At 64.2% G+C, this 25,083-nt stretch carries 23 protein-coding genes; 12 read left to right on the top strand and 11 right to left on the bottom strand.

Translation table 11 applies throughout. From position 1 onward, the window contains the following. Window positions 1-55 precede the first annotated feature (55 nt). The 9 genes from AC07Y9_RS22965 (at window position 56) to AC07Y9_RS23005 (ending at window position 7,705) form a co-directional block, all read left to right on the top strand. Window positions 56-781, top strand: a complete 726-nt coding sequence (locus tag AC07Y9_RS22965) for a MotA/TolQ/ExbB proton channel family protein (protein WP_009041658.1) — start codon at window positions 56-58, stop codon at window positions 779-781. Between the two features lies 1 nt (window position 782). Next, complete coding sequence (locus AC07Y9_RS22970) at window positions 783-1,184, top strand: ExbD/TolR family protein (protein WP_009041659.1); 402 nt, start codon at window positions 783-785, stop codon at window positions 1,182-1,184. Between the two features lie 336 nt (window positions 1,185-1,520). After that, window positions 1,521-2,102, top strand: coding sequence for an alpha/beta hydrolase (locus AC07Y9_RS22975; RefSeq protein ID WP_102679906.1), 582 nt, complete (start codon window positions 1,521-1,523; stop codon window positions 2,100-2,102). A 56-nt stretch (window positions 2,103-2,158) separates the two neighbouring features. After that, window positions 2,159-3,091 (top strand): sigma 54-interacting transcriptional regulator, encoded by a 933-nt coding sequence (locus tag AC07Y9_RS22980; RefSeq protein WP_087092360.1) that lies wholly within the window; start codon window positions 2,159-2,161, stop codon window positions 3,089-3,091. Window positions 3,092-3,401: 310 nt separating this feature from the next. Beyond that, entirely contained in the window at window positions 3,402-4,184 is a 783-nt protein-coding gene (locus AC07Y9_RS22985; protein WP_053259237.1) for a MetQ/NlpA family ABC transporter substrate-binding protein, read from the top strand. Window positions 4,185-4,742: 558 nt separating this feature from the next. Beyond that, the gene (locus AC07Y9_RS22990) at window positions 4,743-5,408 is read left to right on the top strand and encodes an amino acid ABC transporter permease (protein ID WP_102679905.1); all 666 of its coding nucleotides are present in this window, start codon (window positions 4,743-4,745) and stop codon (window positions 5,406-5,408) included. Continuing rightward, window positions 5,389-6,048, top strand: coding sequence for an amino acid ABC transporter permease (locus AC07Y9_RS22995; protein ID WP_085533338.1), 660 nt, complete (start codon window positions 5,389-5,391; stop codon window positions 6,046-6,048). Before AC07Y9_RS22990 ends, AC07Y9_RS22995 begins: the two co-directional genes overlap by 20 nt. Continuing rightward, the gene (locus tag AC07Y9_RS23000; RefSeq protein ID WP_087092363.1) at window positions 6,045-6,827 is read left to right on the top strand and encodes an amino acid ABC transporter ATP-binding protein; all 783 of its coding nucleotides are present in this window, start codon (window positions 6,045-6,047) and stop codon (window positions 6,825-6,827) included. Before AC07Y9_RS22995 ends, AC07Y9_RS23000 begins: the two co-directional genes overlap by 4 nt. Next, entirely contained in the window at window positions 6,824-7,705 is an 882-nt protein-coding gene (locus tag AC07Y9_RS23005) for a transporter substrate-binding domain-containing protein (protein ID WP_009041664.1), read from the top strand. The genes AC07Y9_RS23000 and AC07Y9_RS23005 overlap by 4 nt, the downstream gene beginning before the upstream one ends. Before the next feature lie 223 nt (window positions 7,706-7,928). Here AC07Y9_RS23005 and AC07Y9_RS23010 read toward each other — a convergent pair whose 3' ends face one another. Continuing rightward, window positions 7,929-9,125: an AAA family ATPase gene (locus tag AC07Y9_RS23010; RefSeq protein WP_207240241.1), complete on the bottom strand. Its 1,197-nt coding sequence runs from the start codon at window positions 9,123-9,125 to the stop codon at window positions 7,929-7,931. Between the two features lie 262 nt (window positions 9,126-9,387). Here AC07Y9_RS23010 and AC07Y9_RS23015 point away from each other — a divergent pair, with 262 nt between their 5' ends. Genes AC07Y9_RS23015 through AC07Y9_RS23025 form a run of 3 tightly spaced genes read left to right on the top strand, consistent with a single transcriptional unit; the run spans window position 9,388 to window position 14,611 of the window. Next, window positions 9,388-10,482 carry an efflux RND transporter periplasmic adaptor subunit gene (locus tag AC07Y9_RS23015; protein ID WP_102679903.1) on the top strand — a complete coding sequence of 365 codons (1,095 nt, stop codon included), beginning with the start codon at window positions 9,388-9,390 and terminating at the stop codon, window positions 10,480-10,482. Beyond that, entirely contained in the window at window positions 10,479-11,549 is a 1,071-nt protein-coding gene (locus tag AC07Y9_RS23020) for an efflux RND transporter periplasmic adaptor subunit (RefSeq protein WP_101336490.1), read from the top strand. Before AC07Y9_RS23015 ends, AC07Y9_RS23020 begins: the two co-directional genes overlap by 4 nt. Next, window positions 11,546-14,611, top strand: coding sequence for an efflux RND transporter permease subunit (locus tag AC07Y9_RS23025; protein ID WP_102679902.1), 3,066 nt, complete (start codon window positions 11,546-11,548; stop codon window positions 14,609-14,611). Before AC07Y9_RS23020 ends, AC07Y9_RS23025 begins: the two co-directional genes overlap by 4 nt. A 116-nt stretch (window positions 14,612-14,727) precedes the next feature. On the opposite strand, the gene AC07Y9_RS23030 is transcribed toward AC07Y9_RS23025, so the two are convergent. The 10 genes from AC07Y9_RS23030 to tcyJ form a co-directional block, all read right to left on the bottom strand. After that, the gene (locus AC07Y9_RS23030; protein WP_053259245.1) at window positions 14,728-15,354 is read right to left on the bottom strand and encodes a class I SAM-dependent methyltransferase; all 627 of its coding nucleotides are present in this window, start codon (window positions 15,352-15,354) and stop codon (window positions 14,728-14,730) included. Window positions 15,355-15,527: 173 nt separating this feature from the next. Then, on the bottom strand, window positions 15,528-16,172 hold the full coding sequence (locus AC07Y9_RS23035) for a methionine ABC transporter permease (RefSeq protein ID WP_007925318.1): 645 nt from the start codon (window positions 16,170-16,172) through the stop codon (window positions 15,528-15,530). After that, entirely contained in the window at window positions 16,162-17,310 is a 1,149-nt protein-coding gene (locus AC07Y9_RS23040; RefSeq protein ID WP_102679901.1) for a methionine ABC transporter ATP-binding protein, read from the bottom strand. The genes AC07Y9_RS23035 and AC07Y9_RS23040 overlap by 11 nt, the downstream gene beginning before the upstream one ends. A 1-nt stretch (window position 17,311) precedes the next feature. Further along, complete coding sequence (locus AC07Y9_RS23045; protein WP_102679900.1) at window positions 17,312-18,121, bottom strand: MetQ/NlpA family ABC transporter substrate-binding protein; 810 nt, start codon at window positions 18,119-18,121, stop codon at window positions 17,312-17,314. A gap of 85 nt (window positions 18,122-18,206) precedes the next feature. Beyond that, window positions 18,207-19,601: an LLM class flavin-dependent oxidoreductase gene (locus AC07Y9_RS23050; RefSeq protein ID WP_102679899.1), complete on the bottom strand. Its 1,395-nt coding sequence runs from the start codon at window positions 19,599-19,601 to the stop codon at window positions 18,207-18,209. Next, a complete protein-coding gene (locus tag AC07Y9_RS23055) occupies window positions 19,601-20,806 on the bottom strand; it encodes an SfnB family sulfur acquisition oxidoreductase (protein WP_102679898.1) in 1,206 nt (401 codons plus the stop codon). The genes AC07Y9_RS23050 and AC07Y9_RS23055 overlap by 1 nt, the downstream gene beginning before the upstream one ends. 24 nt (window positions 20,807-20,830) lie before the next feature. Beyond that, a complete protein-coding gene (locus AC07Y9_RS23060; protein WP_102679897.1) occupies window positions 20,831-22,072 on the bottom strand; it encodes an SfnB family sulfur acquisition oxidoreductase in 1,242 nt (413 codons plus the stop codon). A gap of 579 nt (window positions 22,073-22,651) precedes the next feature. Further along, complete coding sequence (gene tcyN, locus AC07Y9_RS23065) at window positions 22,652-23,413, bottom strand: L-cystine ABC transporter ATP-binding protein TcyN (RefSeq protein ID WP_007925310.1); 762 nt, start codon at window positions 23,411-23,413, stop codon at window positions 22,652-22,654. A gap of 4 nt (window positions 23,414-23,417) precedes the next feature. After that, window positions 23,418-24,083: a cystine ABC transporter permease gene (gene tcyL, locus AC07Y9_RS23070; RefSeq protein WP_037005081.1), complete on the bottom strand. Its 666-nt coding sequence runs from the start codon at window positions 24,081-24,083 to the stop codon at window positions 23,418-23,420. 50 nt (window positions 24,084-24,133) lie between these two features. Then, a complete protein-coding gene (tcyJ, locus tag AC07Y9_RS23075; protein WP_102679896.1) occupies window positions 24,134-24,931 on the bottom strand; it encodes a cystine ABC transporter substrate-binding protein in 798 nt (265 codons plus the stop codon). Window positions 24,932-25,083: the final 152 nt, after the last annotated feature.

Genomic DNA, 25,083 nt, shown 5'->3' on the forward strand with positions numbered 1-25,083 from the left:
CGGTCGCTATCGCGAGCACGCTCGCTCCTACAAGGTTATACAGAGGGAAAAGAACATGACGTTATTGGCATCTCCACTCGAATCCATCGAAAGCGCGGTGATCTGGCTGCTGGTGGTCTTTTCCGTGGCCACCTGGGGCCTGGCCCTGCTCAAGGGCGCGCAGTTCGCCCGCCTCAAGGCCCAGGATCGCAAGTTCCACAAACAGTTCTGGGCCGCCTCCAGCCTCGACTCGGCGGCCGAGCTCAGCGAAACCCAGCCCGGCGCCGCCGCTCGTGTGGCCCAGGCTGGCTACGCGGCGATCCAGGTCGGCGACACAGCGCACGCGGCGGACCTGAGCCAGGCCATCAATCATCAGGACCGCCTGGAGCGCGCCCTGCGCCAGCAGATCGTCCGTGAGCGGCGTTCCCTGGAAACCGGCCTGGCGGTGGTCGCCAGTATCGGCAGCACCTCGCCCTTCATCGGTCTGTTCGGCACCGTGTGGGGGATCATGGAAGCCCTGAAAGGCATCAGCGCGGCGGGCTCGGCGAGCCTGGAAACCGTGGCCGGGCCGATCGGCGCGGCGCTGGTCGCCACCGGCGTGGGGATCGCCGTCGCGGTGCCGGCGGTGCTGGTTTACAACTATTTCCTGCGGCGCTTGAAGTTGACCGCCGCCGACCTCGATGACTTCGCCCATGACTTCTACAGCCTGGCGCAGAAGAGTTCGTTCCGCGTGCTGATCCACCCGACCGCGCACAAGGCCACGGCCCAGGGCAGCGCGCAGAAAGTGAAGGAGGCGTCCTGACATGGCCTTCTCGACCCAGGACAGCGATGAGGTACTGAGCGAGATCAACGTCACGCCGCTGGTGGACGTGATGCTGGTACTGCTGGTGGTGTTCATCGTCACCGCGCCACTGTTGACCAACGCGATTCCGATCAACCTGCCCAAGACCGAGGCCGTGGCCCCGGTGGAGCAGAAGGACCCGCTGGTGGTGAGCATCGACGGCGCCGGCAAACTTTTTATCAACAAGGACGAGATCCAGCCGGACCTTTTGGAAACCAATCTTCAGGCGGCCAAGGCCAAGGACCCGGAAGTTCGCGTGCAGTTGCAGGCGGACGACGGCGTCAACTACGGCGAAGTGGCCCGTGCCATGGCCTCCATCGAGCGTGCCGGTATCACCAAGCTTTCGGTGATCACCGCCCGCTGACCCAGTGTTGTAAGCCACGACTTTTCAGGCCGTCTCCTTGGCAGGGTGCGGCCTTTTTTTTGCCTGCGATTTGGCTCGGGGCGCTGGCCTGGACCGACGCCATCGCGAGCAAGCTCGCTCCTACAAAAGCCGGCGGGCGCCACGAACCTGTAGGAGCGAGCTTGCTCGCGATGCAGGCACTGCGGTTTGCCGGCCTGAACGCCAGCGTTCGTACAGGATCGGTACAGGTGATATTTGATATTCTTTATGGATCTTAATAAATAGCTTCTTATTCCTTAACGAATATAACTCTCGTCCCTATACTCGATCGGGAACAGACACGCAGGAGAGCTCCCCATGCGCAACGAATCAATTCGCTACCTGATTGTGCCGGGCTGGCAAGGATCGCCAGAAGATCATTGGCAAAGCCACTGGCAGAACAGCCTGCCGAACAGTGCGCGGGTGGAGCAGGCCGACTGGCTGACGCCGCGGCGCGAAGACTGGGTTGCGGCGCTGGCCGAGGCGATTGCCGCCGACAGCACCCCGGTGATCCTGATCGCCCACAGTCTGGGCTGCATCACCGTCGCGCACTGGGCCGCCCATGCGCCGGTCAGTGCCTTGCGCCAGGTGCGCGGTGCGTTGCTGGTGGCGCCGGCGGATGTCGAGCGTCCGGCCTGCGCGCCGGCGCTGCGCAATTTCGCGCCGATCCCCAACGACCTGTTGCCGTTCCCGAGCCAGATAGTCAGCTCCGACAACGACAGCGCTATCAGTGCGCCACGTGCCCTGGAGCTGGCCCGCAACTGGGGCGCCGAGGCGGGGATCCTGTCCGGTGCCGGGCATATCAACGTCAAGTCCGGGCACCAGCGCTGGGAGCAGGGTTTCGCGTATCTCTATCGCCTGCAAAACCGCATGGAACAGCATTCCCTGCGCCGCGCCTGATTTTTTCTTTTTGTTAAACGCCCCCGCCTGCTAGCGGATTTGGGCGGGAGTCTGCCATGAGTCTGCATGAGTCTTTCGGCCAGCCGTTGCTGACCTTTCCCGATGCTGAAAAAAGCCCGCTGAGCATCCGCGCCAAGGCGCTGGTGTTCGTCGATCCCCGTTCGCGGCAGTTGCGCCAGGAGCTGGAACAGCTGGCGCCGCGGGCGATCTCGGTGTTGATCCGCGGTGAAACCGGCAGCGGCAAGGAGCTGCTGGCCCGGCATATCCACCGGGCCAGTGACCGCAGCGGCCTGTTCGTGTCGGTCAACTGCGGGGCCATCAGCCCTACCTACGCCGACGCCGAACTGTTCGGCTACGCCGCCGGCACCTTCAGCGGCTCGGCCAGCAGCCGCGCCGGCTGGTTCGGCTCGGCCAACGGCGGCACCCTGTACCTGGACGAGATCGGCGACTTGCCGTTGCCGATCCAGATCAAGCTGTTGTCGGCCCTGGAAAACCATGAGGTGACCCGGGTCGGCGCCCATCAGCCGAGCCCGGTGGACGTGCGCCTGGTGGCGGCCACCAGCATCGACCTGGCCCAGGCGGTGGCGGCGGGCAAGTTCCATGAGCGGCTGTATCACTACCTCGGCGAGGGCCATCTGGAACTGCCGGCGCTGCGCGAGCGGGTCGGCGACATCCTGTCGTTGGCCGAATACTTCCTCGGTATCTACAGCCAGCGCCTGGACCTGCCGGTGCCGCTGATCAGCGAAGCCGCCCAGCAGGTGCTGGAGCAGCACAGCTGGCCGGGCAACACCCGCGAGCTGGAGAACGTGATTCACTTTGCCCTGCTGGTCAGCAGTGGCGAGGAGATCCTGCCGGAGCACCTGAACCTGCCGCCACAGCTGTCGCGGCTGGAGCTGGTGGATCAACAGTTGAAGGGCCTGATCGCGGACGGTTCCGCCGCCGAGTTGCAGGCGCTGAAACACCTGCTCAAGCAACATGGTCTGGTCTGATCCTTTACCCCATTTCTGTAGGAGCGAGCTTGCTCGCGATAGCGCCATACCAGACACCACAAGGTGCCAGGACTGTCGTCATCGCGAGCAAGCTCGCTCCTACATTTATGTGGGCTGGGGCTTGTGGAGCGCCCCGGACGCGGGCTAGAGCGGTCCGGTTGTGTATGAACAAAATGGAATATCAACGTGAATAAAAGATATTGTTAAGGCATAAAAAATCCCGGTATTGTCCGCTCCACGCCAGAGATAGCACTTCGCTGGCACCTTCATTACAAAAGCCGTCGTCACTGACGACTCATAAGGACACTGCATGAAAAAGGTTCTGTTGTTCACCGCACTGGCGGCTGCCCTGACTGCCGGTCTGGCCCAGGCTGGCGAGAAACTGGTAGTGGCGGCCACCCCTGTGCCGCACGCCGAGATCCTCGAGCTGATCAAGCCAACCCTGGCCAAGGAAGGCGTGGACCTGGAAATCAAAGTCTTCACCGACTACGTGCAGCCGAACGTGCAGGTCGATCAGAAGCGTCTGGACGCCAACTACTTCCAGACCCTGCCGTACCTGAAGAGCTTCAACGAAGGCAAGGGCACTAACCTGGTGACCGTGGTTGGCGTGCACGTCGAACCGTTCGGCGGCTACTCGAAGAAAGTCAAAACCCTGGCCGAGCTGAAAGACGGCGCGACCATCGCCATTCCGAACGAAGGCAGCAACAGCGGCCGGGCCCTGATCCTGCTGCAGAAGGCCGGCCTGATCGAACTCAAGGACCCGAAAAACGCCCTGGCGACCCCGAAAGACATCGCCAAGAACCCGCACAACTTCAAGTTCAAGGAACTGGAGTCGGCCCTGCTGCCGCGTGTGCTGGACCAGGTCGACCTGGACATGATCAACACCAACTACGCCCTGGAAGCCGGCCTGAACCCGGCCAAGGACGCGCTGGTGATCGAGGGTGCCGATTCGCCTTACGTGAACTTCCTGGTGGCCCGCCCGGACAACAAGGACAGCGCCGCCATCCAGAAATTGGCCAAGGCCCTGACCAGCCCGCAAGTGAAAGAATTCATCGAGAAGAAATACAGCGGCGCGGTACTGCCGGCGTTCTGATGGACTACGCTTAAGTCGTACAAACCCCTTCAAGGTTTAAACGCCGATGGCTTCTACAGCGTCGGCGTTTTTTATTGCCCGCAAGTACGGCTTCACCTTGCTTCTGTAGGAGCCAAGCGTGCTCGCGATCCAGGCGCCGCGGTGTATCGGCAAGGACGCCATCGCGGGCAATCAACGATGAAGGGATTTTGCTCAGGAAGGCTTCATGGCCCGGCGCAGCGCCTTCAGCCATTTGACGATGTCCTGCGGATCGAGAGGTTGCGGGGTATTGAGGTCGGTCATTGTTCTTATCGTCCATGTACGTGTCTGGCCCGTTGAAGTCGGGGGCCGCTTGTCCGTTCCTTGGAATCAGAAAGATCCCTTACGGCGTCAGAAAAGTAGCCGGCTCAGGCGCGCATGGCAAACCCCGCAGGTTAGTTTTTTGAGTGATATCAATATGCTTTAACGGTATTTAAATTATTGTTTTTATAGCTTTAAAGTCGATGCCTGCCGGGTGGTTACCCACCGCCCAATGGACTGCACCACCGCCGCTGTACCCCAGCGGCGTCCAGGATTGCCATGACCCTCGACTACGCTTTTATCCTCAGTACGCTGCCGGCCTTCCTCAAGGCCGTGGGCGTGACCTTGCAGGTCGGCCTGATCGCCATTGCCACCTCCCTGCTGGTAGCCCTGATCAACGCCACCATACTGGTGTTCCGCACCCCCTACCTGCAGCGCCTGATCGGGCTGTACGTGGAGCTGGCGCGCAACACCCCGCTGCTGATCCAGCTGTTCTTCGTCTACTTCGCCCTGCCGGCATTGGGGCTGAAGATTTCCGGGTTCGCCGCGGCGATCATCACCATGACCTTTCTCGGCGGCGCCTACCTCACCGAGGTGCTGCGCGCCGGCGTCGAAGCGGTGCCGACGGCCCAGCTGGAGTCGGGGCGCTCCATCGGCCTGTCGCGCTGGCAGCTGCTGCGCTACGTGATCCTGCCGCAGGCCGGGATCCTCAGCCTGCCGTCGCTGTTCGCCAATTTCATTTTCCTGCTCAAGGAAACCACCGTGGTCTCGGCGGTGGCGGTGCCGGAGATTCTCTACACCACCAAGAGCTACATCGCCCTCTACTACAAGACCTACGAAATGCTCGCCGTGCTCACGCTGATCTGCGTGCTGCTGTTCTTGCCGCTGTCGCTGTTGCTCAGCCGTCTGGAAAGGAGGTTGCAGCATGGCCAGTTCGGGTCTTGAACTGCTCTGGGTGTCCTTGCCGCAACTGGGCAAGGGCGCCGCGCAGACGTTATCGATCTCCCTGCTGAGCATCGCCTTCAGCACCGTTGGCGGCGTGCTCTATGGCGTGCTGCGGACCCTCGACCGCAAATGGCTGAACGCCGTGCTGCGCATCTACCTGGAGCTGTTCCGGGCGATCCCGGTGCTGGTCTGGCTGTACCTGCTGTTCTTCGGTTTCCCGATCTTCTTCGGCATCAGCATTCCCAGCTTCACCTGCGCGGTGCTGGTGCTGTCATTGTGGGGCGCCAGCGAAGTCGGCGAGGTGGTGCGCGGCGCCCTGCATTCGCTGCCCCGTGGCCAGCGCGAGGCGGGGCTGTCGATCGGCCTGTCCGACCCACAGCTGTACGGCTACGTGCTGCTGCCCCAGGCGCTGAAACGCATGACGCCGCCGACCATCAACGTCTACACGCGGATCATCAAGACCAGCTCGCTGGCGGTGCTGATCGGCGTGGTGGATGTGATCAAGGTCGGCCAGCAGATCATCGAGCGCACCTACGAATCGGTGCTGATCTACGGCGCCCTGTTCCTGTTTTTCTTCTTTATCTGCTACCCGCTGTCGGCCGCCTCGCGCGTGCTGGAGCGGCGCTGGACGCAAGCATGAGCGCACTGATCGAGTTCCAGGGTTTCAACAAGTTTTTCGGCGAGCAGCAGGTGCTCAAGGACATCGACCTCAAGGTCGCCCAGGGCGAAGTGGTGGTGATTCTCGGCCCTAGCGGCTGCGGCAAGTCCACCTTGCTGCGCTGCCTCAACGGTCTGGAAAAAGCCCACGGCGGCCACCTGAGATTCGCCGGCCAAGAGCTACTGGATCCGGCCACCGACTGGCGCCAGGTGCGCCAGGACATCGGCATGGTGTTCCAGAGCTACCACCTGTTCCCGCACATGAGCGTGCTCGACAACATCCTGCTCGGCCCGCTCAAGGTGCAGAAACGCGACCGCCGCGAAGCCCGCGCCCAGGCCGAGGCGCTGCTGGAACGGGTGGGCCTTTCGGACAAGCGCGATGCCTTCCCGCGCCAGCTCTCCGGCGGCCAGCAGCAACGCATCGCCATCGTTCGTTCGCTGTGCATGAACCCGCAGGTGATGCTGTTCGACGAGGTCACCGCGGCGCTGGACCCGGAGATGGTCAAGGAGGTGCTGCAAGTGATCCAGGGCCTGGCCCGGGACGGCATGACCCTGTTGATCGTCACCCACGAAATGGCCTTCGCCCGCGCGGTGGCCGACCGCATCGTGTTCATGGATGCCGGGCGCATCCTCGAACAGCACCCTCCCGAGATCTTCTTTACGAACCCGCGGACCGCACGAGCGCAGCAGTTCCTGGAGAAATTCTCCTTCGTTGAAGCATTGCCAAAAAAAGCACCTACAAAGGAACTGGAGCTCTTATGAAAACTGCCAAGTCTTCGCTACTGCTACTCCCGCTGTTCGGCCTCGCCCTGCTGGCCGGCTGCGATAAATCCGCCGAAGCGCCCAAGCCCGCGGCCAGCGCCAGCGCTGCCCCGGCGGCCGGCTACCTGGACAAGATCAAGGCCCGCGACAAGCTGATCGTCGGCGTATTCACCGACAAGCCGCCGTTCGGTTTCGTCGACGAGACCGGCCGCTATGTGGGCTTCGATACCGATATCGGGCGGCAATTCGCCAAGGACCTGCTGGGCGACGAGAACAAGGTGGAGTTCGTCGCGGTGGAGCCGGCCAGCCGCATTCCGTTCCTGCAGAGCGACAAGGTCGACCTGATCCTGGCCAACATGACCGTCACCCCGGAGCGCAAGGAAGCGGTGGAGTTCACCAACCCCAACCTCAAGGTCGCGGTGCAGGCCCTGGTGCCGGATGGCAGCGAAGTGAAGAGCCTGGATGACCTTGCGACCCGCACCACCATCGTCACCACCGGCACCACCGCCGATATCTGGCTGACCAAGAACCACCCGGACTGGAAACTGCTCAAGTTCGAGAAGAACTCCGAGTCCCTGCAAGCCCTGGCCAACGGCCGCGGCGATGCTTATGCCCAGGACAACCTGATCCTGTTCAGCTGGTCCAAGCAGAACCCGGGTTACCGCGTACTGCCGCAGACCCTGGGGGAGCAGGCGCCGATCGCGCCGGCGGTGAAGAAGGGCAATATCGAACTGCGTGACTGGGTCAACGCCGAACTGGCCAAGCTGGGCGAGGACAAGTACCTGCTCAAGCTCTACGACCAGTACGTGCGCAAGGAACTGAGCGACGACACCAAGCCTGAAAGCGTGATTGTCGAAGGCGGCAAGTGGCAGGGGTGACAGTCTGTGCCTGAGCCCCTGTAGCCGCTGCCGCAGGCTGCGATCGACCCGGGCCGCGTTCGGAGAACGGTCGCAGCGGTTTCAAGGTCGCCGAGGTCCTTCGGACCTATCGCAGCCTGCGGCAGCGGCTACATGGATTGCATGCGACCATACCGGCAAGCATTGCACCCCGTAGGAGCAGGGGGGGACGCCTGGTTCTTGCCCGCGATGCTTTTGAGGCTACTCAATCCGGCCAATACCACGCCGGTTCATCGAGCATCCCCTGGCCGACGATTTCGGTCTGGCCGAAATTTTTCTCCAGCACGATGCAGTTGCACTCCGGGTGTTGCTGCAACGCCGCGATCAACCGGCTGGCATGGGACACCACCCACACCTGGCACTGCTGCGAGGCGCGCATGATCAGGCGCGCCAAGGCCGGCAGCAGGTCCGGGTGCAGGCTGGTTTCCGGTTCGTTGAGCACCATCAGCGTCGGTGGCCGTGGCGTCAGCAGGGCGGCGACCAGCAGCAGGTAACGCAGGGTGCCGTCCGACAGTTCCGCCGCCGACAGCGGCCGCAGCAGGCCGTCCTGATAGAACTGCACGCCGAACAGCCCGCCCGGCACGGCATCGATCTCCAGCCGCGAACCCGGAAAGGCGTCGCTGATGGTTTCGCGCAGCGCCTGCTGATCGCCCACTTCGATGATGGTCTGCAACGCCGCCGCCAGGTCGCGGCCGTCGTGGTGCAGCACCGGCGTGCGCGTGCCCAGCTGTGGCCGGCGCGCGGGGGCCTGGCTGTCGGTACGGAAGTGATCGTAAAAACGCCAGCCGCGAATCTGCTCGCGCAAATGCAGGACCTCGGGCGATGAACGCAGGTTGCCGACCTGGTCGAACAGGCTGTCACCGCTGGAGGTGTGCTGCGCCAGGACTTCCCACTGCCGCCCCTGGCGTGCCCGCACCATCGGCCCCTGGCGATCCACCAGCACGCTGGCCGGGCGATACGCCGGCCCGCTCCAGATGCTCTCGCGCTTGATCCGCGGGTCGAGGGTGAAGCGCGAGGGAATCGGTGTGCTGTGCCCGGGCAGCATGAAATGGCCGCTGGAGTCCGGCAGCCCCAGGCCGATCGAGTAACCGAAGTCCTCGCCGGCAAAGCCCAGTTGCAGGCGCTTGACGGTTTTGCGTGGTCCGCCCTGGATCGCCACCTCGCCACGGCTCATGCGCCGGCTGATCTGTTCCGGCCCGGCCCAGAAGGTCGACTCCAGGCCGCCTTCGCTGGCCAGCGCGTTGACCACCCCGCCCTGGGCGGTTTCCGCCAGCAGGCGCAGGGCCTTGTACAGGTTGGACTTGCCGCTGCCGTTGGGGCCGGTGATCAGGTTCAGCCGCTGCAGCGGAATCACCAGTTTGTTGATCGAGCGGTAATTGGCCACTGCCAGGGTCTTGAGCATGCCGGGGCTCCTTGTGCATGGAGGCGCAGTGTGCCTGATTTTCCCCTAAGCCATCGCCCCTGCGGACTGCTCTTGTAGGAGCGAGCTTGCTCGCGATCAGGTTCGCAGAACCTGAAACTCCGCGCGTCACGACGTCCTCGTTGCTCAGCCGATCAACCATTCCGCATTTGTTCCGCAGCAGCCCGCGTGCAGCAGTGGAACCCTGTTCTAAGCTCACAGTCGTATCGTCACCTGTACGATGGCATCGCGCCAAGGAGCCTGCATGGCTGGTCTCGAATCGAAGTGGATAGTGGGTTTGATGCTGGCTGCTCTACTGAGCGGTTGTGGCGCGGAAAAGCCGACCGAAAAGGAGCGGCCGCGGGTGCGGGTGCAGCCAGTGCAGACCCGCGATTTCGCGGCGCAGGTAACCCTTACCGGCGATGTGCAGGCGCGGGTGCAGACCGAGTTGTCGTTCCGCGTCGGCGGCAAGATCATCCAGCGCCTGGTCGACGTCGGCGACCGGGTCACGGCCAAACAGGTCCTGGCCCGGCTCGACCCGAAAGACCTGCAGACCAATGTCGATTCCGCCGCCGCCTCGGTGTTCGCCGAGCAGGCGCGGGTCAAGCAGACCAGCGCGGCCTTCGTCCGCCAGCAGAAACTCCTGCCCAAGGGCTACACCAGCCAGAGCGAATACGATGCCGCCCAGGCGGCGCTGCGCAGCAGCCAGAGCGCCCTGAGCGCGGCCCAGGCGCAGTTGGCCAACGCCCGCGAGCAACTGAGCTACACCGCATTGATCGCAGATGCTCCGGGGGTGATCACCGCGCGCCAGGCCGAAGTCGGCCAGGTGGTGCAGGCCACGGTGCCGATCTACAGCCTGGCCCGCGACGGCGAGCGCGACGCCGTGTTCAACGTCTACGAATCGCTGCTGGTGGCCCCGCCGAAGCAAGGCACGATCACCGTCAGCCTGCTGGACAACCCGAACATCAAGACCACCGGCAAGGTGCGTGAAGTCACCCCGGTGGTGTCGGCGCAGAGTGGTACGGTGCAGGTCAAGGTGGCCCTCGACGGCCTGCCGGCGGGCATGGACCTGGGCTCGGTGGTCAGCGCCAGCGCCCACGCGGCCGGCCAGGCCAGTGTCGAGCTGCCCTGGGCGGCGCTGACCAAGAACCTCAACGAGCCGGCCGTATGGCTGGTGGGCGAGGACGGCAAGGCTACCCTGCACACCGTCACGGTGGGGCGTTACCAGACCGGCAAGGTGATCATCAGCGACGGCCTCAAGGGCGGTGAAAAAGTGGTGATCGCCGGTGGCCAGTTGTTGCACCCGGGGATGCTCGTCGAGATCGTTGCCGAGACCGGCACCCAAGGAGCCCAGCCATGAAGCGCCTGTCCCTGCTGTTGTGCGCCGGCCTGACGCTGGGTGCCTGCTCCAAGGAAGAACCCGCGCCCGAGCCGGTGCGCCCGGTGCTGTCGTTCGAGGTGCGCGCCGAGTCCGAGGAAAGCCTCGGGCGGTTCGCCGGGAGCATCCAGGCCCGCTATGAAACCAACCTCGGTTTCCGGGTGCCGGGGCGTATCGCCAATCGCAATGTCGACGTCGGCGCCGAGGTGGGCAAGGGCGCCTTGCTCGCCACCCTCGACCCCACCGACCAGCAGAACCAGTTGCGTTCGGCCCAGGGCGACCTGGCCCGGATCGAGGCGCAATGGATCAATGCCCAGGCCAACGCCCGGCGCCAGCAGCAATTGTTCGACCGTGGCGTTGGCGCCCAGGCGCAGCTGGATATCGCCCAGACCGACCTGAAGACCACCCGCGCCTCCCTGGATCAGGCCAGGGCCGCGGTCAGCCAGGCCCGCGACCAACTCGCCTACAGCGAGCTGCGCACTGATCACGGCGGCGTGGTCACCGCCTGGAATGCCGAGGCCGGCCAGGTGGTCAGCGCCGGCCAGCAGGTGGTGACCCTGGCCCGTCCGGACATCAAGGAAGCGGTGATCGACCTGCCGGCGACGCTGGTGGATCAGTTGCCGGCCGACGTGGTGTTCAAGGTCGCCTTGCAGCTGGACCCGAGCATCAACACCAGCGCCATCGTGCGTGAAATCGAACCCCAGGCGCAGAGCGCCACCCGTACCCGGCGCTCGCGCCTGACCCTGACCGAAACCCCCGAAGCGTTCCGCCTCGGCACGGCCATCAGCGTGACCCTCAGTTCCGCCATCGTCCCGCGCACCGAGGTGCCGCTGTCGGCCCTGCAGGAAGTGGACGGCCAGACCCGGGTCTGGATCGTCGACCCGCAGGCGCAGACCGTGGCGCCGCGGGAGGTCACGGTGCTCAGCCGGGACCATGATTCGGCATTGATCGGCAGCGGGATCAAAATCGGCGAGCGGGTGGTGAGCGCCGGTGTGAACAGCCTCAAACCGGGGCAGAAAGTCAAAATCGACGAGGACAGCCCACGATGACGCCGGCCACGAAAGGGAGCTTCAATTTATCCGAGTGGGCCATCAAGCATCAGTCCTTCATCTGGTACCTGATGTTCGTTGCCCTGCTGATGGGCGTGTTCTCCTACATGAACCTGGGGCGCGAGGAAGACCCGTCCTTCACCATCAAGACCATGGTCATCCAGACCCGCTGGCCGGGCGCGACCCAGGAGGAAACCCTCAAGCAGGTCACCGACCGCATCGAGAAAAAGCTCGAAGAGCTGGACTCCCTCGACTACGTGAAAAGCTACACCCGCCCCGGCGAATCGACGGTGTTCGTCAACCTGCGTGACACCACCAGCGCCAAGGACATCCCCGAGATCTGGTACCAGGTGCGCAAGAAGATCAACGACATTCGCGGCGACTTCCCCCAGGGCCTGCAAGGGCCGGGGTTCAACGACGAATTCGGTGATGTGTTCGGCTCGGTCTACGCCTTTACCGCCGACGGCCTGAGCATGCGTCAGCTGCGCGACTACGTGGAGCAGGTGCGCGCCGAGATCCGCGAGGTGCCGAACCTGGGCAAGGTGGAGATGGTCGGCGAGCAGGACGAAGTCATCTACCTGAACTTCTCCACACGCAAGCTGGCAGCGCTGGGCATCGACCAGCGCCAGGTCCTGCAGAGCCTGCAATCGCAGAACGCGGTGACCCCGGCCGGGGTGATCGAGGCCGGGCCGGAGCGGATTTCCGTGCGCACCTCGGGGCAGTTCGCTTCCGAGAAAGACCTGGCCACGGTCAACCTGCGGCTCAACGAGCGCTTCTATCGCCTGGCGGATATCGCCGAGATCAGCCGCGGCTACGTCGACCCTTCGACGCCGCAGTTCCGCTTCAACGGCCAGCCGGCCATCGGCCTGGCGATTGCCATGAAGAAGGGCGGCAACATCCAGGACTTCGGCAAGGCCCTGCACCTCAAGATGGACCAGCTCACCGCCGAGCTGCCGGTGGGCGTGGGCGTGCACACGGTGTCGGACCAGGCCGAGGTGGTGGAAAAAGCCGTCGGCGGCTTTACCAGCGCGCTGTTCGAGGCGGTGGTGATCGTGCTGGTGGTGAGTTTCGTCAGCCTGGGCGTGCGTGCCGGGCTGGTGGTGGCGTGCTCGATTCCGCTGGTGCTGGCGATGGTCTTCGTCTTCATGGAATACAGCGGCATCACCATGCAGCGGATTTCCCTCGGGGCGTTGATCATCGCCCTGGGCCTTCTGGTGGACGACGCGATGATCACCGTGGAGATGATGGTTACGCGCCTGGAGATGGGCGAGAGCAAGGAGCAGGCGGCGACCTTCGCCTACACCTCCACGGCCTTCCCGATGCTCACCGGGACCCTGGTGACGGTCGCCGGCTTCGTGCCCATCGGCCTCAACGCCAGTTCCGCCGGCGAGTACACCTTCACCCTGTTCGCGGTGATCGCCGTGGCCATGCTGGTGTCGTGGATAGTCGCCGTGCTGTTCGCCCCGGTGATCGGCGTGCATATCCTCAGCACCAATGTGAAGCCTCATTCCGAGGAGCCGGGCCGCATCGGCCGCGCCTTCAACGGCGGCCTGCTGTGGGCCATGCGCAACCGCTGGTGGGCCATCGGTATCACCGTCCTGGCGTTCGTGCTGTCGGTGGTCGGCATGCGCTTCGTGCAGAACCAGTTCTTCCCGTCCTCGGACCGGCCGGAGATTCTCGTCGACCTCAACCTGCCGCAGAACGCCTCGATCGCCGAGACCCGCATGGCGGTGGATCGCCTGGAGGCGACCCTCAAGGACGACCCGGACATCGTGCGCTGGAGCACTTACATCGGCGAAGGCGCGATCCGTTTCTACCTGCCGCTGGACCAGCAACTGCAAAACCCCTACTACGCGCAGCTGGTGATCGTCAGCAAGGGCCTGGAGTCGCGCACGGCGCTGACCGAACGCCTGAAAAAACGCCTGCGCGACGACTTCGTCGGCATCGGCAGCTACGTCCAGGCCCTGGAAATGGGCCCGCCGGTGGGGCGGCCGATCCAGTACCGGGTTAGCGGCAAAGACATCGACCAGGTGCGCAAGCACGCCATCGAGCTGGCCACCGAACTGGACAAGAACGCGCACATCGGCGAGATCATCTACGACTGGAACGAGCCGGGCAAAGTGCTGCGCATCGACATCGCCCAGGACAAGGCCCGCCAGTTGGGGCTGTCTTCGGAGGACGTGGCGCAGTTGATGAACAGCATCGTCAGTGGCTCCACCGTGACCCAGGTGCATGACGACATCTACCTGATCAACGTGGTCGGCCGGGCCGACGACAGCGAGCGCGGTTCCCCGGAAACCCTGCAGAACCTGCAGATCGTCAACCCCAACGGCACCTCGATTCCGCTGCTGGCCTTCGCCACCGTGCGTTATGAACTGGAGCAGCCGCTGGTCTGGCGCCGTGACCGCAAGCCGACCATCACCATCAAGGCCTCGGTGCGTGATGAGATCCAGCCGACTGACCTGGTCAGGTTGCTCAAGCCTGACATCGACACGTTCGCCGCCGGCCTGCCGGTGGGGTATTCGGTGGCCACCGGCGGCACGGTGGAGGAGAGCGGCAAGGCCCAGGGGCCGATCGCCAAGGTGGTGCCGTTGATGCTGTTCCTCATGGCGACCTTCCTGATGATCCAGCTGCACAGCGTGCAGAAGCTGTTCCTGGTGGCCAGCGTCGCGCCCCTGGGGCTGATCGGCGTGGTCCTGGCGCTGGTGCCGTCGGGCACGCCCATGGGCTTTGTGGCGATCCTCGGGATTCTCGCGCTGATCGGCATCATCATCCGCAACTCGGTGATCCTGGTGACCCAGATCGACGAATTCGAGCGCGCCGGTCATTCATCCTGGGACGCGGTGGTGCAAGCCACCGAGCACCGGCGCCGGCCGATCCTGCTGACCGCCGCGGCGGCCAGCCTGGGCATGATCCCTATCGCCCGGGAAGTGTTCTGGGGGCCGATGGCCTACGCCATGATCGGCGGCATCATCGTCGCCACCCTGCTGACGCTGCTGTTCCTGCCGGCGCTGTATGTGGCCTGGTACAAGATCAAGGAGCCGAAGAAAACCACGGCTTGAGATTGTGCTCGTTCGAGAGGACGCCATCGCGGGCAAGCCTCGCTCCTACGCTGGAATACCCCGTAGGAGCGAGGCTTGCCCGCGAACCAGGCGCTACGGCCTATCTGGCAAACCGCTCAAACCTTGCGCCACACACTCGCCAGCCACGGCTGCTGCTCCCGCGGCAGGCCGGCGGGCCGGTAGTAATGCTCCAGCTCGACAAACCCCGCCGCGGTGAGCAATTGCTGCCAGGCCGCCAGGTCGTGGTAGGCGCCATAACGCGCGCCGTTCCAGCCTTCGCGGTTGTCGCCGCGCGGGTTGGAGCTGAACAGCACGCCGCCGGGTTTCAGTGTGGCGTGCAGTTGGCGCAGCACCCGCGGCAACTCCTGCGAGGGGATATGAAACAGCACGGCGTTGGCGAAGATGCCGTCGAAGCGCTCGGCGGGCAGGTCGAGCTTGAGGAAATCCTGCTGCCAGACCTCGCAGCCGCTGTCGTCCCGGGCCATCTGGGCAAAACGCTCGGAGCCGTCGAGGCCGACCGCGATATGACCCAGGCGGGTAAAGGCCTGCAAATCGCGCCCGGGGCCGCAGCCGAAGTCCAGCAGGGTGAAGGGCGCTGTGCCCTGGATATGTCGAAGCAGCGCGTCGATGTTCTGGCTGACATCGTGGTCGCGGGTGCCTTCGCGGAAATCTTCGGCCACCTGGTTGTAGTGACCCAGGGTGGTGGAGGTGATCTGGTCGAGGTCGTCGGGAGCGAGTTTCATGGCGGGCTGCGTTGGCTGGAGTGATGTGCCGAATATACTCCAAGGGTATTGACCCGGGTTGGGTGTGGGCCTTGAAAGCCAATCGCGAGCAAGCTCGCTCCTACAAAGGGCGACGCGATCAACCTGTAGGAGCGAGCTTGCTCGCGATGACATCCGAATGGACACCGCCGATCTCAACGCTTGTTGAGCACCCGCGCCAGGCGGTCGCCGCCGAGCTGGATCGCTGCGACGAGGATCACCAGCAGCACGATCACCGTGAGCATGATCTGGCTGTCGAAACGCTGGTAACCGTAGCGATAGGCGATGTCCCCCAGGCCACCGGCGCCGATGGCCCCGGCCATGGCCGAGGAGTTGATCATGGTCACCAGGGTGATGGTGAAGCCGCCGACGATGCCCGGCAGCGCCTCGGGCAACAACACATGCCAGACAATGTGCCAGCGCCGGCAGCCCATGGCCTGGGCGGCTTCGATCAGGCCATGGTCGACCTCGCGCAGGCTGACCTCGGCGATCCGCGCGAAGAACGGCGTGGCGGCGATGGTCAGTGGCACCACGGCCGCCCAGACGCCGTAGGTAGTGCCGACGATCAGCCGGGTGAAGGGGATCAGCGCCACCATCAGGATCAGGAACGGGATCGAGCGGAACAGGTTGACGAAGGCCCCCAGCACGCTGTTCAGCCTGGGCGCTTCATAGATCCCGCCCTTGCCGCTGGTGACCAGGATCACCGCCAGCGGAATGCCCGCCAGCAGAGCGATCAGCGACGACACGCCGACCATCAGGAAGGTATCGATAACGCCCTGGAGCAAGCGATCAAACCACATAACCCAGCACCTCTACCTGTTGTGTCCATTGCTTTTGCAAAAAGTGCTGCGCGCGCAAACGTTGCTCCTCGGCGCCCAGGGACGAGCCGCTGACCGCCAGCAGCAATTGCCCCAGGGCATGTCCCTGGATCCGTTCCACGCCGCCGTGCAGCAGCCGCACGCGCCCGCCCAGGGTGCTGAACAGCGCGGCCAGGTCCGGCTCGTCGCTGCTCCTGCCGGTGAACTGCACGCGTAACACCACCGCCGCGTCGGCAGACTTCGGCTGGGCCTGCAGGCGGTTTTGCAACTCTTCCGGCAGGCCGTGCTGCAAGGGCGCCAGCAGGGTTTTGCTGACCTCGTGCTGCGGGTTGCCGAACACTTCCCAGACCGGCCCCTGCTCGACGATATGCCCATGCTCGAGCACCACCACCCGGTCGCAGATATCGCGGATCACCGCCATCTCGTGGGTGATCAGGACGATGGTCAGGCCCAGGCGCTGGTTGATCTGTTTGAGCAGGCCGAGGATCGACTGGGTGGTCTCCGGGTCCAGCGCCGAGGTGGCCTCGTCGCACAGCAGGATCGCCGGGTCGTGGACCAGCGCCCGGGCGATGCCCACCCGCTGTTTCTGCCCGCCCGAGAGTTGCGCCGGGTAGGCTTTGTGCTTGTCCTTCAGGCCCACCAGTTCCAGCAGTTCGCGGACCTTGCGCTCGCGCTGTTCCTTGGGCACGCCGGCCACCTTCAGCGGCAGCTCGACGTTCTGCCACACGGTCTTGGCCGACATCAGGTTGAAGTGCTGGAAGATCATGCCGATGCGCCGGCGCAGCTCCACCAGGCGGTCTTCGTCGAAGTCGCCGATGTCCACCTGATCGATCAGCACCCGGCCGCCCGAAGGCTGTTCCAGGCGGTTGATGGTACGGATCAGCGACGACTTGCCGGCGCCGCTGCGGCCGATGATGCCGAACACCTCGCCGCGCTGGATCGCCAGGTCGATCCCGTGCAGGGCCTGCACCGGGCCTTGCTGGCCCTGGTAGGTCTTGGTCAGGCCGATGAAGCGCACGTGGGCCCGGTTCAGTTCTGGATGCAGCTCGGTCTGCTGCGCGTCCTGCCGCTGTTCGGGCGGCTGGTTCGGCGACTTGTGCGCAAGGTAGGCGACGCTCATCTCAACCTTCCCAGCCGGCTTGGTAGAGCTTGCCGTGGGCTTTGTCCAGGGCGGCGCGCACAGCCGGCGAATGCTGGTAGATATCGACGAACTTGATCAGCCGCGGGTCGGTCTTGCTCTTGGGCTGGATCACGAACTGGATCACGTATTCCTTGTGGTCGAGGCCGTCGAACAGCAGCGCCGAACCGGCATCGAAGGTCTTGGCCAGGCGGATATAGGCCGGGTAGCCCTGCACCAGGTCGGCGTCGTCATAGGCGCGTACCAGTTGCACGGCCTCGACCTGGAGGATCTTCAGTTTCTTTGGGTTGGCGACTATGTCGTCCTCGGTGGCCTTGTAGCCGACCCCCGGCTTGAGGCTGATCAGGCCGGCCTTGGCCAGCAGCTGCAAGCCGCGGCCGCTGTTGATCGGGTCGTTGGCGATGGCCACCGTGGCGCCTTCGGGCAGCTCGTCGAAGCTTTTGTATCGCTTCGAGTACAGGCCGACGTTGTTGATGATCCCCGGGGCGAACGGCACCAGGTCGAAACCGGCGGCGGCCTTGGCGTTTTCCAGGAACGGGATGTGCTGGAAGTAGTTCACGTCGATATCGCCGGCGGCCAGGCTGACGTTCGGCGCGATCCAGTCGCTGAACTCCACCAGCTCGACTTTCAGGCCCTGTTTGCCGGCCTCTTCGACGGCGGCTTCCAGGGGGATGGCGAAGGCGGCGGTGGTGCCGACTTTCAGCGGCGCGTCGGCGGCGAATACCGCGCTGGCGAACAGTCCGAGGGCGAGGGCCAGTGCTTTGACTGGGTGGCTTAAGAGCTTGGTTTTCATGGTGTCGTTTCCAGTCAGTGCATGAAGTTTTTGGGTGTTTGGGCCGACCTCATCGCGAGCAAGCTCGCTCCTACAGGGAATGGGCTCAACCTGTAGGAGCGAGCTTGCTCGCGATAGGGCGATAGCCCGCTCCGGCGTGTTGCTCGGGTAACTGCGCGTCCTGCCGGAACAGCTTTTCGCGCAGGGTGCCGTTGTCGTAGGCGGTCTTGTACGAGCCGCGGCGTTGCAGCTCGGGGATCACCAGGTCGATGAAGTCGGCATAACTTTCCGGGGTGACGATGCGGGTCAGGTTGAAGCCGTCCAGGCCAGTCTCGGCGATCCAGGATTCGAGGTCGTCGGCCACCTGCTGCGGCGAGCCGACCACGGTGATGTAGCGCCCGCCCAGGGCGTGCTGGTCGAGCAGCTTGCGCCGGGTCCAGTCGTTGTTCTGCAGGTTCTTGGTGGCCGACTGGATGGCGTTGCTCTTCACGTACTGGATCGGTTCGTCGATCTCGTACTGGGAAAAGTCGATGGCGGTGGACGCCGAGAAATGCGCCACCCCGGCTTCGGCGCTGGCGTAGCTGCGGTATTCGGCGTGCTTCTTCCAGGCCAGTTCCTCGGTCGCGGCGACTATCACGTTGAGCCCCATGAACACCTTGATGTCCTCGGGATTGCGCCCGGCCGCCACGGCGCTGGCGCGGACCTTGTCCACCTGGGCGCGGGTCGAGGCTTTGTTCTGCCCGCTGATGAACACGCATTCGGCGTGGCGCCCGGCGAACAGCAGGCCGCGATCGGAACTGCCGGCCTGGAACAGCACCGGCGTGCGCTGCGGCGAGGGTTCGCACAGGTGATAGCCCTCGACCTGATAGAACTCGCCCTTGTGCTCGACCTTGTGCACCTTCTCCGGCCGGGCGTAGATCCGCTGTTCGCGGTCGTTGATCACCGCGTCGTTTTCCCAGCTGCCTTCCCAGAGCTTGTAGAGCACTTCCAGGTATTCATCGGCCTGGTCGTAGCGCCGGTCGTGCTCGGCCTGTTCGCTCAGGCCCATGGCCTTGGCGGCGCTGTCGAGGTAGCCGGTGACGATGTTCCAGCCGACCCGGCCGCGGCTCAGGTGGTCCAGCGTCGACATGCGTCGGGCGAACAGGTACGGCGGCTCGTAGGTGAGGTTGGCGGTGAGGCCGAAGCCGAGGTTGCGGGTCACCGCGGCCATGGCCGAAACCAGCAGCAGCGGATCGTTGACCGGCAGCTGGATCGACTCCTTGAGCGTCACGTCCACCGAGTTCTGGTAGACGTCGTAGACCCCGACGATGTCGGCGATGAACAGCCCGTCGAACAGTCCGCGCTCCAGCAGCTGCGCCAGCTCGGTCCAGTACTCGATAGTCTTGTACTGGGTCGAGGTGTCCCGTGGATGGGTCCACAGGCCGTGGTTGATGTGCCCGATGCAGTTCATGTTGAAGGCATTGAGCAGGATCTTTTTTTTGCCTTTCTCAAGAGCGCTCATCAGATAGTCCCCCGCAATGGCGGGTTCGTCTGGTTGAGGTAGTAGTTGCCCACCGCGTGGTACTTCCAGCGCACCGGGTCGTGCAGGGTGTGCACCCGGGCGTTGCGCCAGTGACGGTCCAGGCCATGTTCGGCCAGGGTCGCCTGGCTGCCGGCCAGCTCGAACAGGGTGCTGCCGGCGGCCAGGGAGATTTCGGTGCTGATGGCGCGGGCCTCGGCGACCGCGATGGAAGCGGCGGCCACCGTCTCGGCGTTGGGCTCGACCTGGGCCGCGTCGAGGAACTCCCCGGAGCGCTCCAGCAACGCCTCGGTGGCGTGCAGGCGAATGCTCAGGTGGCCGAAGCTCTTGAGGGTCAGCGGGTCTTCGCTGGCCTTGTCGTTGCCGGAATCGATCCACGGCCGGGTCTTGGTGCGCACGAAATGCAGGGCGTCCTCATAGGCGGCGCGGGCGATACCGGTGTCGATGGCGGCGTGGAGAATCTGCGCCAGCGGGCCGACGGTGGTCGGGCGCTCGAAGGCGCTCTGAAAGGGAATCACGTCCTCGGCGGCGACGAACACATCCTCGAATACCACCGAGCCGCTGCCGGTGGTGCGCTGGCCGAAGCCGCTCCAGTCGTCGATCACGTTCAGGCCCTGGCTGCTCGCCGGGACGAAGGCCAGTTGCTGCACGCCGTGTTCATCCACCACCGACGTGGGGATGCGCTGGGCGTAGAGGGCGCCGGTGGAATAGAACTTGCGACCGTTGATGCGATAGCCGTCGCGTCCGTCCTGCACGTCCCGGGTCAGGCGAGTGGTGCGGTCGTGGGCGGTCTTGGTGCCCAGTTCGGCCAGGGCATTGCCGAAGCGCTGGCCGGCCAGGACCTCGGCGTACAGGCGTTTTTTCTGCGCCTCGCTGCCGTTCACCCGCAGCACTTCGAGGGCGTAGAAATGGTTCTGCGGGATCTGCCCCAGGGAGCCGTCGGCCTGGGCGATCAGGGCGATGACCTTGGCCAGGGTGACGTTGGACACACCGGCGCCGCCGTATTCCCTGGGCACGCTGATGCCCCACAGGCCGGAGCGGGAAAAGGCTTCGAGTTCGGGGTGGGGCAGGCGGCGTTCGCGGTCGCGCAGGGCGCTGTCGCGCTTGAAATCCTCGGCCAGGTCGCTGGCGACGATCAGGGCTTGCTCATCGCTGGTTATGACCGCGACGTGTTGAGAAAGAGTCATGTACTTCTCCAGAGATCTGGTCGCTTAAATCCAGGAATGGCGAGCCGGCAGGGTGCCGTTCAGGTGATAGGCGCCGACGGCGTGGTATTTCCAGCGCACCGGATCGTGCAGGGTGTGGACCCGGGCGTTGCGCCAGTGCCGGTCGAGGTTGAACTCGGCGAGGGTGGCGCGGCTGCCGGCCAGCTCGAAGAGTTTCTCGCTGGCCAGCAGGGAGATCTCGGTGGTCAGCACCTTGGCTTCGGCCACGGCGATCGAGGCGCGGGCGGCGGATTCGGCGCTGATCGGCGCGGCATTGACCTGGTCCAGCACCTGGCCGGCCTTGCGCAGCAGGGCCTCGGCGGCGTGCAGTTCGATTTTCAGCTTGCCGATGTCGGCGATCACATAGAGGTCGTCGCTGGCCCGTTCGACGTTGGCGTCGACCCACGGCCGCGAGCGTTCACGCACGAAGCTGACGGCGTCGTCGATGGCGGCGCGGGCGATGCCGGCGTCGATGGCCGCCTGGATCAACTGCGAGACCGCGCCCTGGATATTCGGCGACTCGTTGATGCGCCAGTTGTCCACCACCAGGTCGGCATCGACCCGCACGTTGTTGAGCAAAATGGTGCCGCTGGCGGTGGTGCGCTGGCCGAAGCCCGACCAGTCGTCGACGATGCGCAGCCCTGGCGTGCCGCGCCGGACGAAGGCCAGGACCTGCCTGCCGTCGTCGTTCAACGCCTTGACCGCCACCCAGTGGGCGAACAGGGCGCCGGTGGAATAGAACTTCTGGCCATTGAGCAGGTAACCGTCGCCGTCGGCGCTGATCCGTGCCTTGAGTTCCAGGGTGTTTTTGGTCCCGCGTTCCGGGCCGGCGTTACCGATGCGCCAGCCTTCCAGCACGCTCTGGAACAGCTGCTTTTTCTGCCGTTCGGTGGCGCTGCCGAGGATCAGGTTGAGAATGCCGAACTGGTTCTGCGGGATCTGTCCCAGGGCCGGGTCGGCCGCGGAAATGATCGCGAAGACTTCGGCCAGGGTCACGAAAGACACCTGCGGGCCGCCGTATTCACGGGGGATGGCAATACTGCCCAGGCCACTGCGGGTGAAATGTTCGATTTCCGCCCACGGCAGCTTGCGCTGCTGGTCGCGCCGGGCCGCCTGCTGGCGGGCGACGGTGGCCAGTTCATGGGCGGCTTGAAGGGCTTCTGCGTCGTTCAGCAGAACCCGTGCGGGCAACAACAGGGGGGCGACATCCAGATCGCTCTGGACATTTGCATCGGCCAAATTGGACATCAGTGCCACTCCTTGGCTGCACGCAATGCCCTGGCGATCTGCACTGGGGTGATTGTGTTCCGGACCATACCTACCTCACATCTTTGGAAGTGCCGCGCCGTGGCGGCGAAATCGGGTTCAAGAATGTCCGGTGGTCCGGTGCATATACCCTATGCGCGTATAAAAATTAAATAAACTAACTTTTAGGAATATGTATAGAAGGGGTTTACGTATACGGCAGGTAGGAAAAGGCGAAGGGTAATGGGAGATAGATCTGATGCCTGTAGCCGCTGGCGCAGCCTGCGCGCGGCGGCGTAGCCGTCGTAAACGGGGCATACGGTTTTCCGGGCGCAATGCAGTGGCGGGCCTGGCGGCCGCTGTGTCGGAATGCCGCCCAGACCGTTCGCCGCCTCGCGTTGCTCGGCAGCGGCTACAGGGGGGGGCGGTTACAGGGGCACGTGGTTTCTGTAGCCGCTGGTGTAGCCTGCGCTCGGCGGCGCAGTCGTCGTAAACCGGCGTATGCGATGTGTCTGGCGGAATGTGACGGCGGGTTTGCGTTCGCTGCACAGCCCATCCTGGGCTCGGCAGCGAGGGCGCCGTTCAGGCCTGGGGATGGCCCGAGGTGAGGAACTTGCTGAGGAATTGCCGGGTGCGTTCTTCCCTGGGGTTGGCGAACAGCGCCTTGGCTTCGCCCTGTTCGACGATTACCCCCTTGTCGAAGAAGATCACCCGGTTGGCCACGTCGCGGGCGAAGCCCATTTCGTGGGTGACGATGACCATGGTGCGCTTCTCCTCGGCCAGGCCGCGGATGGTCGCCAGCACTTCGCCCACCAGCTCCGGATCGAGGGCCGAGGTCGGTTCGTCGAACAGGATCACTTCCGGCTCCATCGCCAGCGCCCGGGCAATCGCCACGCGCTGTTGCTGGCCGCCGGATAGGCGCCGCGGATAGGCGTCTTCCTTGCCCGCCAGGCCGACCTTGGCCAACAGCCCGCGGCCCAGGGCCAGCGCCTGCTCGCGGGGCGTCTTCTTCACCACCAGCGGGCCTTCGATGACGTTTTCCAGCGCGGTGCGATGGGGGAACAGGTTGAAGTTCTGGAACACGAAACCCACCTGCTGGCGCAGTTGCCGCACCAGGCCCTGCTGCTGGGTCAGCGGGCGGCTGCCATCGATCTCGATGTTGCCGACCTTGATCCGGCCGCTGGTAGGTTCTTCGAGGAAATTCAGGCAGCGTAAAAAGGTGGTCTTGCCCGAGCCGCTGGGGCCGATGATGGCGACCACCTCGCCTTCCGCCACCGTCAGGTCGATGCCATTGAGGACGGTCTGACCCTTGAACTGCTTCGTCAGTTTTTCAACCACAATCATGGGTTCAGGACTCCTGGTCGTGCCGATTGACCCGCTCTTCCAGTCGGTTCTGCAGGTGCGCCAGCACGCTGGCCAGAACCCAGTAGATCAGCGCGGCGGCAAGATACATGGTGAAGACTTCGAAGGTCCGGGCGGTGATCAGCTGTGCCTGGCGGAACAGTTCCGGGACCTGGATGGTGGCGGCCAGGGCCGTGTCCTTGACCAGCGAGATAAAACTGTTGCCCAGGGGCGGCAGGGCCGTGCGCATGGCTTGCGGCAGGATTGCCCGGCGCAGGGTCTGGGCCCGGGTCATGCCAATGCTGGCCGCCGCTTCCCATTGCCCGCGCTCGATGGAGCCGATGGCCGCGCGCAGGATCTCGCAGGCGTAGGCCGCCATGTTCAACGAGAAGCCGATCAGCGCCGCCGGCAGCGGGTCAAGCTCGATACCCAACTGCGGCAGGCCGTAATAGATCACGAACAGTTGCACCAGCAACGGCGTGCCGCGAAAGAACGACACATAGACGCGGGCGATCCAGCTCAGCAGCTTGAAGCGCGACAGGCGCATCAGCGCCAGGGCGAAACCCAGCGCCAATCCGAAGAACATGCCGCCGAGGCTGAGGATGACCGTGAAATACGCGCCCTTGAGCAGGAAGGGCGCGGAGTTCAGCAACAGCTGCGTGGTTTCGGCGATTTGCTGGCTCAACTGCGGGAAAGACAGTTCGAACTGAAAACCTGCTTCCATTATTGAGTGACGTCAGCGTTGAAGTATTTTTCCGAGAGCTTTTTCAGCGTGCCGTCGGCGCGCAGTTCCTCGATCGCCTTGTTCACCGCGGCCAGCAGTTCGGGTTCGCCTTTGCGCAGGGCCACGCCGGCTTCCTGGCGGGAGAAGGGCTCGCCGGAAACGACCAGGGTGTCGTTGGTTTTCTTGATCAGCTCGAAGGCGGCCAGGCGGTCCACCAGGATCGCGTCGATACGGCCTACGCGCAGGTCCTGGTACTTGGTCGGATCGTCGTCGTAGGTCTTGATGATGGCTTGCGGCACGTTGTCCTTGAGCCATTGTTCGTAGTTGGTGCCCAGGCCGACACCGACCTTGTGCCCGGCCAGGTCGGCGGCGGTCTTGAACTTGCCTTCGTTCTTCTTCTGGGTCAGGGCCTGGATGCCGGAAACCGTGTAGGGGGTGGAGAAGTCGTATTTCTTCTTGCGCTCATCGGAGATGGTCACCTGGTTGATCACCGCGTCCAGGCGCTTGGACTCCAGGGCGGCGAGGATGCCGTCCCACTTGGTCGGCTGCAGTTTGACCTTCACGCCCAGCTTCTGCGCCAGGGCTTCGGAGAACTCGACTTCGAAGCCGGCCAGCTTGCCGCTTTCGTCGACGTAGCTGAACGGTGGATAAGTGCCTTCCAGGCCGACGTTGATGGTGCCGGCGTCCTTGATCTTCTGCAGTTGCTCACCGGCAACCGCTTGCCCCAGCAACCCGGCACCGAGGGCCAGACCCAGCGAGCCAACGAGGATATTTCGACGTAGTGCGGAAAAAATCATGACAAGCCCCTGTGTTTTCTTATGCAGATGCGGTTGGGAGATGCAGGTCAATCGGTGAGCGGGAACGAGCGCCTTATCCTGCACTAAATGCAGCGTATGCGTCTCGCGGCAAATTCGCCTGCGGCGCGACTATAAGTGGCTGCTTATAGATG

This window comes from Pseudomonas sp. GW456-L12, assembly GCF_059424045.1.

Coding starts and splice junctions, on each gene's coding strand:
- AC07Y9_RS22965 (WP_009041658.1), top strand. CDS start 56: ATGACGTTATTGGCATCTCCACTCGAATCCATCGAAAGCGCGGTGATC.
- AC07Y9_RS22970 (WP_009041659.1), top strand. CDS start 783: ATGGCCTTCTCGACCCAGGACAGCGATGAGGTACTGAGCGAGATCAAC.
- AC07Y9_RS22975 (WP_102679906.1), top strand. CDS start 1,521: ATGCGCAACGAATCAATTCGCTACCTGATTGTGCCGGGCTGGCAAGGA.
- AC07Y9_RS22980 (WP_087092360.1), top strand. CDS start 2,159: ATGAGTCTGCATGAGTCTTTCGGCCAGCCGTTGCTGACCTTTCCCGAT.
- AC07Y9_RS22985 (WP_053259237.1), top strand. CDS start 3,402: ATGAAAAAGGTTCTGTTGTTCACCGCACTGGCGGCTGCCCTGACTGCC.
- AC07Y9_RS22990 (WP_102679905.1), top strand. CDS start 4,743: ATGACCCTCGACTACGCTTTTATCCTCAGTACGCTGCCGGCCTTCCTC.
- AC07Y9_RS22995 (WP_085533338.1), top strand. CDS start 5,389: ATGGCCAGTTCGGGTCTTGAACTGCTCTGGGTGTCCTTGCCGCAACTG.
- AC07Y9_RS23000 (WP_087092363.1), top strand. CDS start 6,045: ATGAGCGCACTGATCGAGTTCCAGGGTTTCAACAAGTTTTTCGGCGAG.
- AC07Y9_RS23005 (WP_009041664.1), top strand. CDS start 6,824: ATGAAAACTGCCAAGTCTTCGCTACTGCTACTCCCGCTGTTCGGCCTC.
- AC07Y9_RS23010 (WP_207240241.1), bottom strand. CDS start 9,125: ATGCTCAAGACCCTGGCAGTGGCCAATTACCGCTCGATCAACAAACTG.
- AC07Y9_RS23015 (WP_102679903.1), top strand. CDS start 9,388: ATGGCTGGTCTCGAATCGAAGTGGATAGTGGGTTTGATGCTGGCTGCT.
- AC07Y9_RS23020 (WP_101336490.1), top strand. CDS start 10,479: ATGAAGCGCCTGTCCCTGCTGTTGTGCGCCGGCCTGACGCTGGGTGCC.
- AC07Y9_RS23025 (WP_102679902.1), top strand. CDS start 11,546: ATGACGCCGGCCACGAAAGGGAGCTTCAATTTATCCGAGTGGGCCATC.
- AC07Y9_RS23030 (WP_053259245.1), bottom strand. CDS start 15,354: ATGAAACTCGCTCCCGACGACCTCGACCAGATCACCTCCACCACCCTG.
- AC07Y9_RS23035 (WP_007925318.1), bottom strand. CDS start 16,172: ATGTGGTTTGATCGCTTGCTCCAGGGCGTTATCGATACCTTCCTGATG.
- AC07Y9_RS23040 (WP_102679901.1), bottom strand. CDS start 17,310: ATGAGCGTCGCCTACCTTGCGCACAAGTCGCCGAACCAGCCGCCCGAA.
- AC07Y9_RS23045 (WP_102679900.1), bottom strand. CDS start 18,121: ATGAAAACCAAGCTCTTAAGCCACCCAGTCAAAGCACTGGCCCTCGCC.
- AC07Y9_RS23050 (WP_102679899.1), bottom strand. CDS start 19,601: ATGAGCGCTCTTGAGAAAGGCAAAAAAAAGATCCTGCTCAATGCCTTC.
- AC07Y9_RS23055 (WP_102679898.1), bottom strand. CDS start 20,806: ATGACTCTTTCTCAACACGTCGCGGTCATAACCAGCGATGAGCAAGCC.
- AC07Y9_RS23060 (WP_102679897.1), bottom strand. CDS start 22,072: ATGTCCAATTTGGCCGATGCAAATGTCCAGAGCGATCTGGATGTCGCC.
- tcyN (WP_007925310.1), bottom strand. CDS start 23,413: ATGATTGTGGTTGAAAAACTGACGAAGCAGTTCAAGGGTCAGACCGTC.
- tcyJ (WP_102679896.1), bottom strand. CDS start 24,931: ATGATTTTTTCCGCACTACGTCGAAATATCCTCGTTGGCTCGCTGGGT.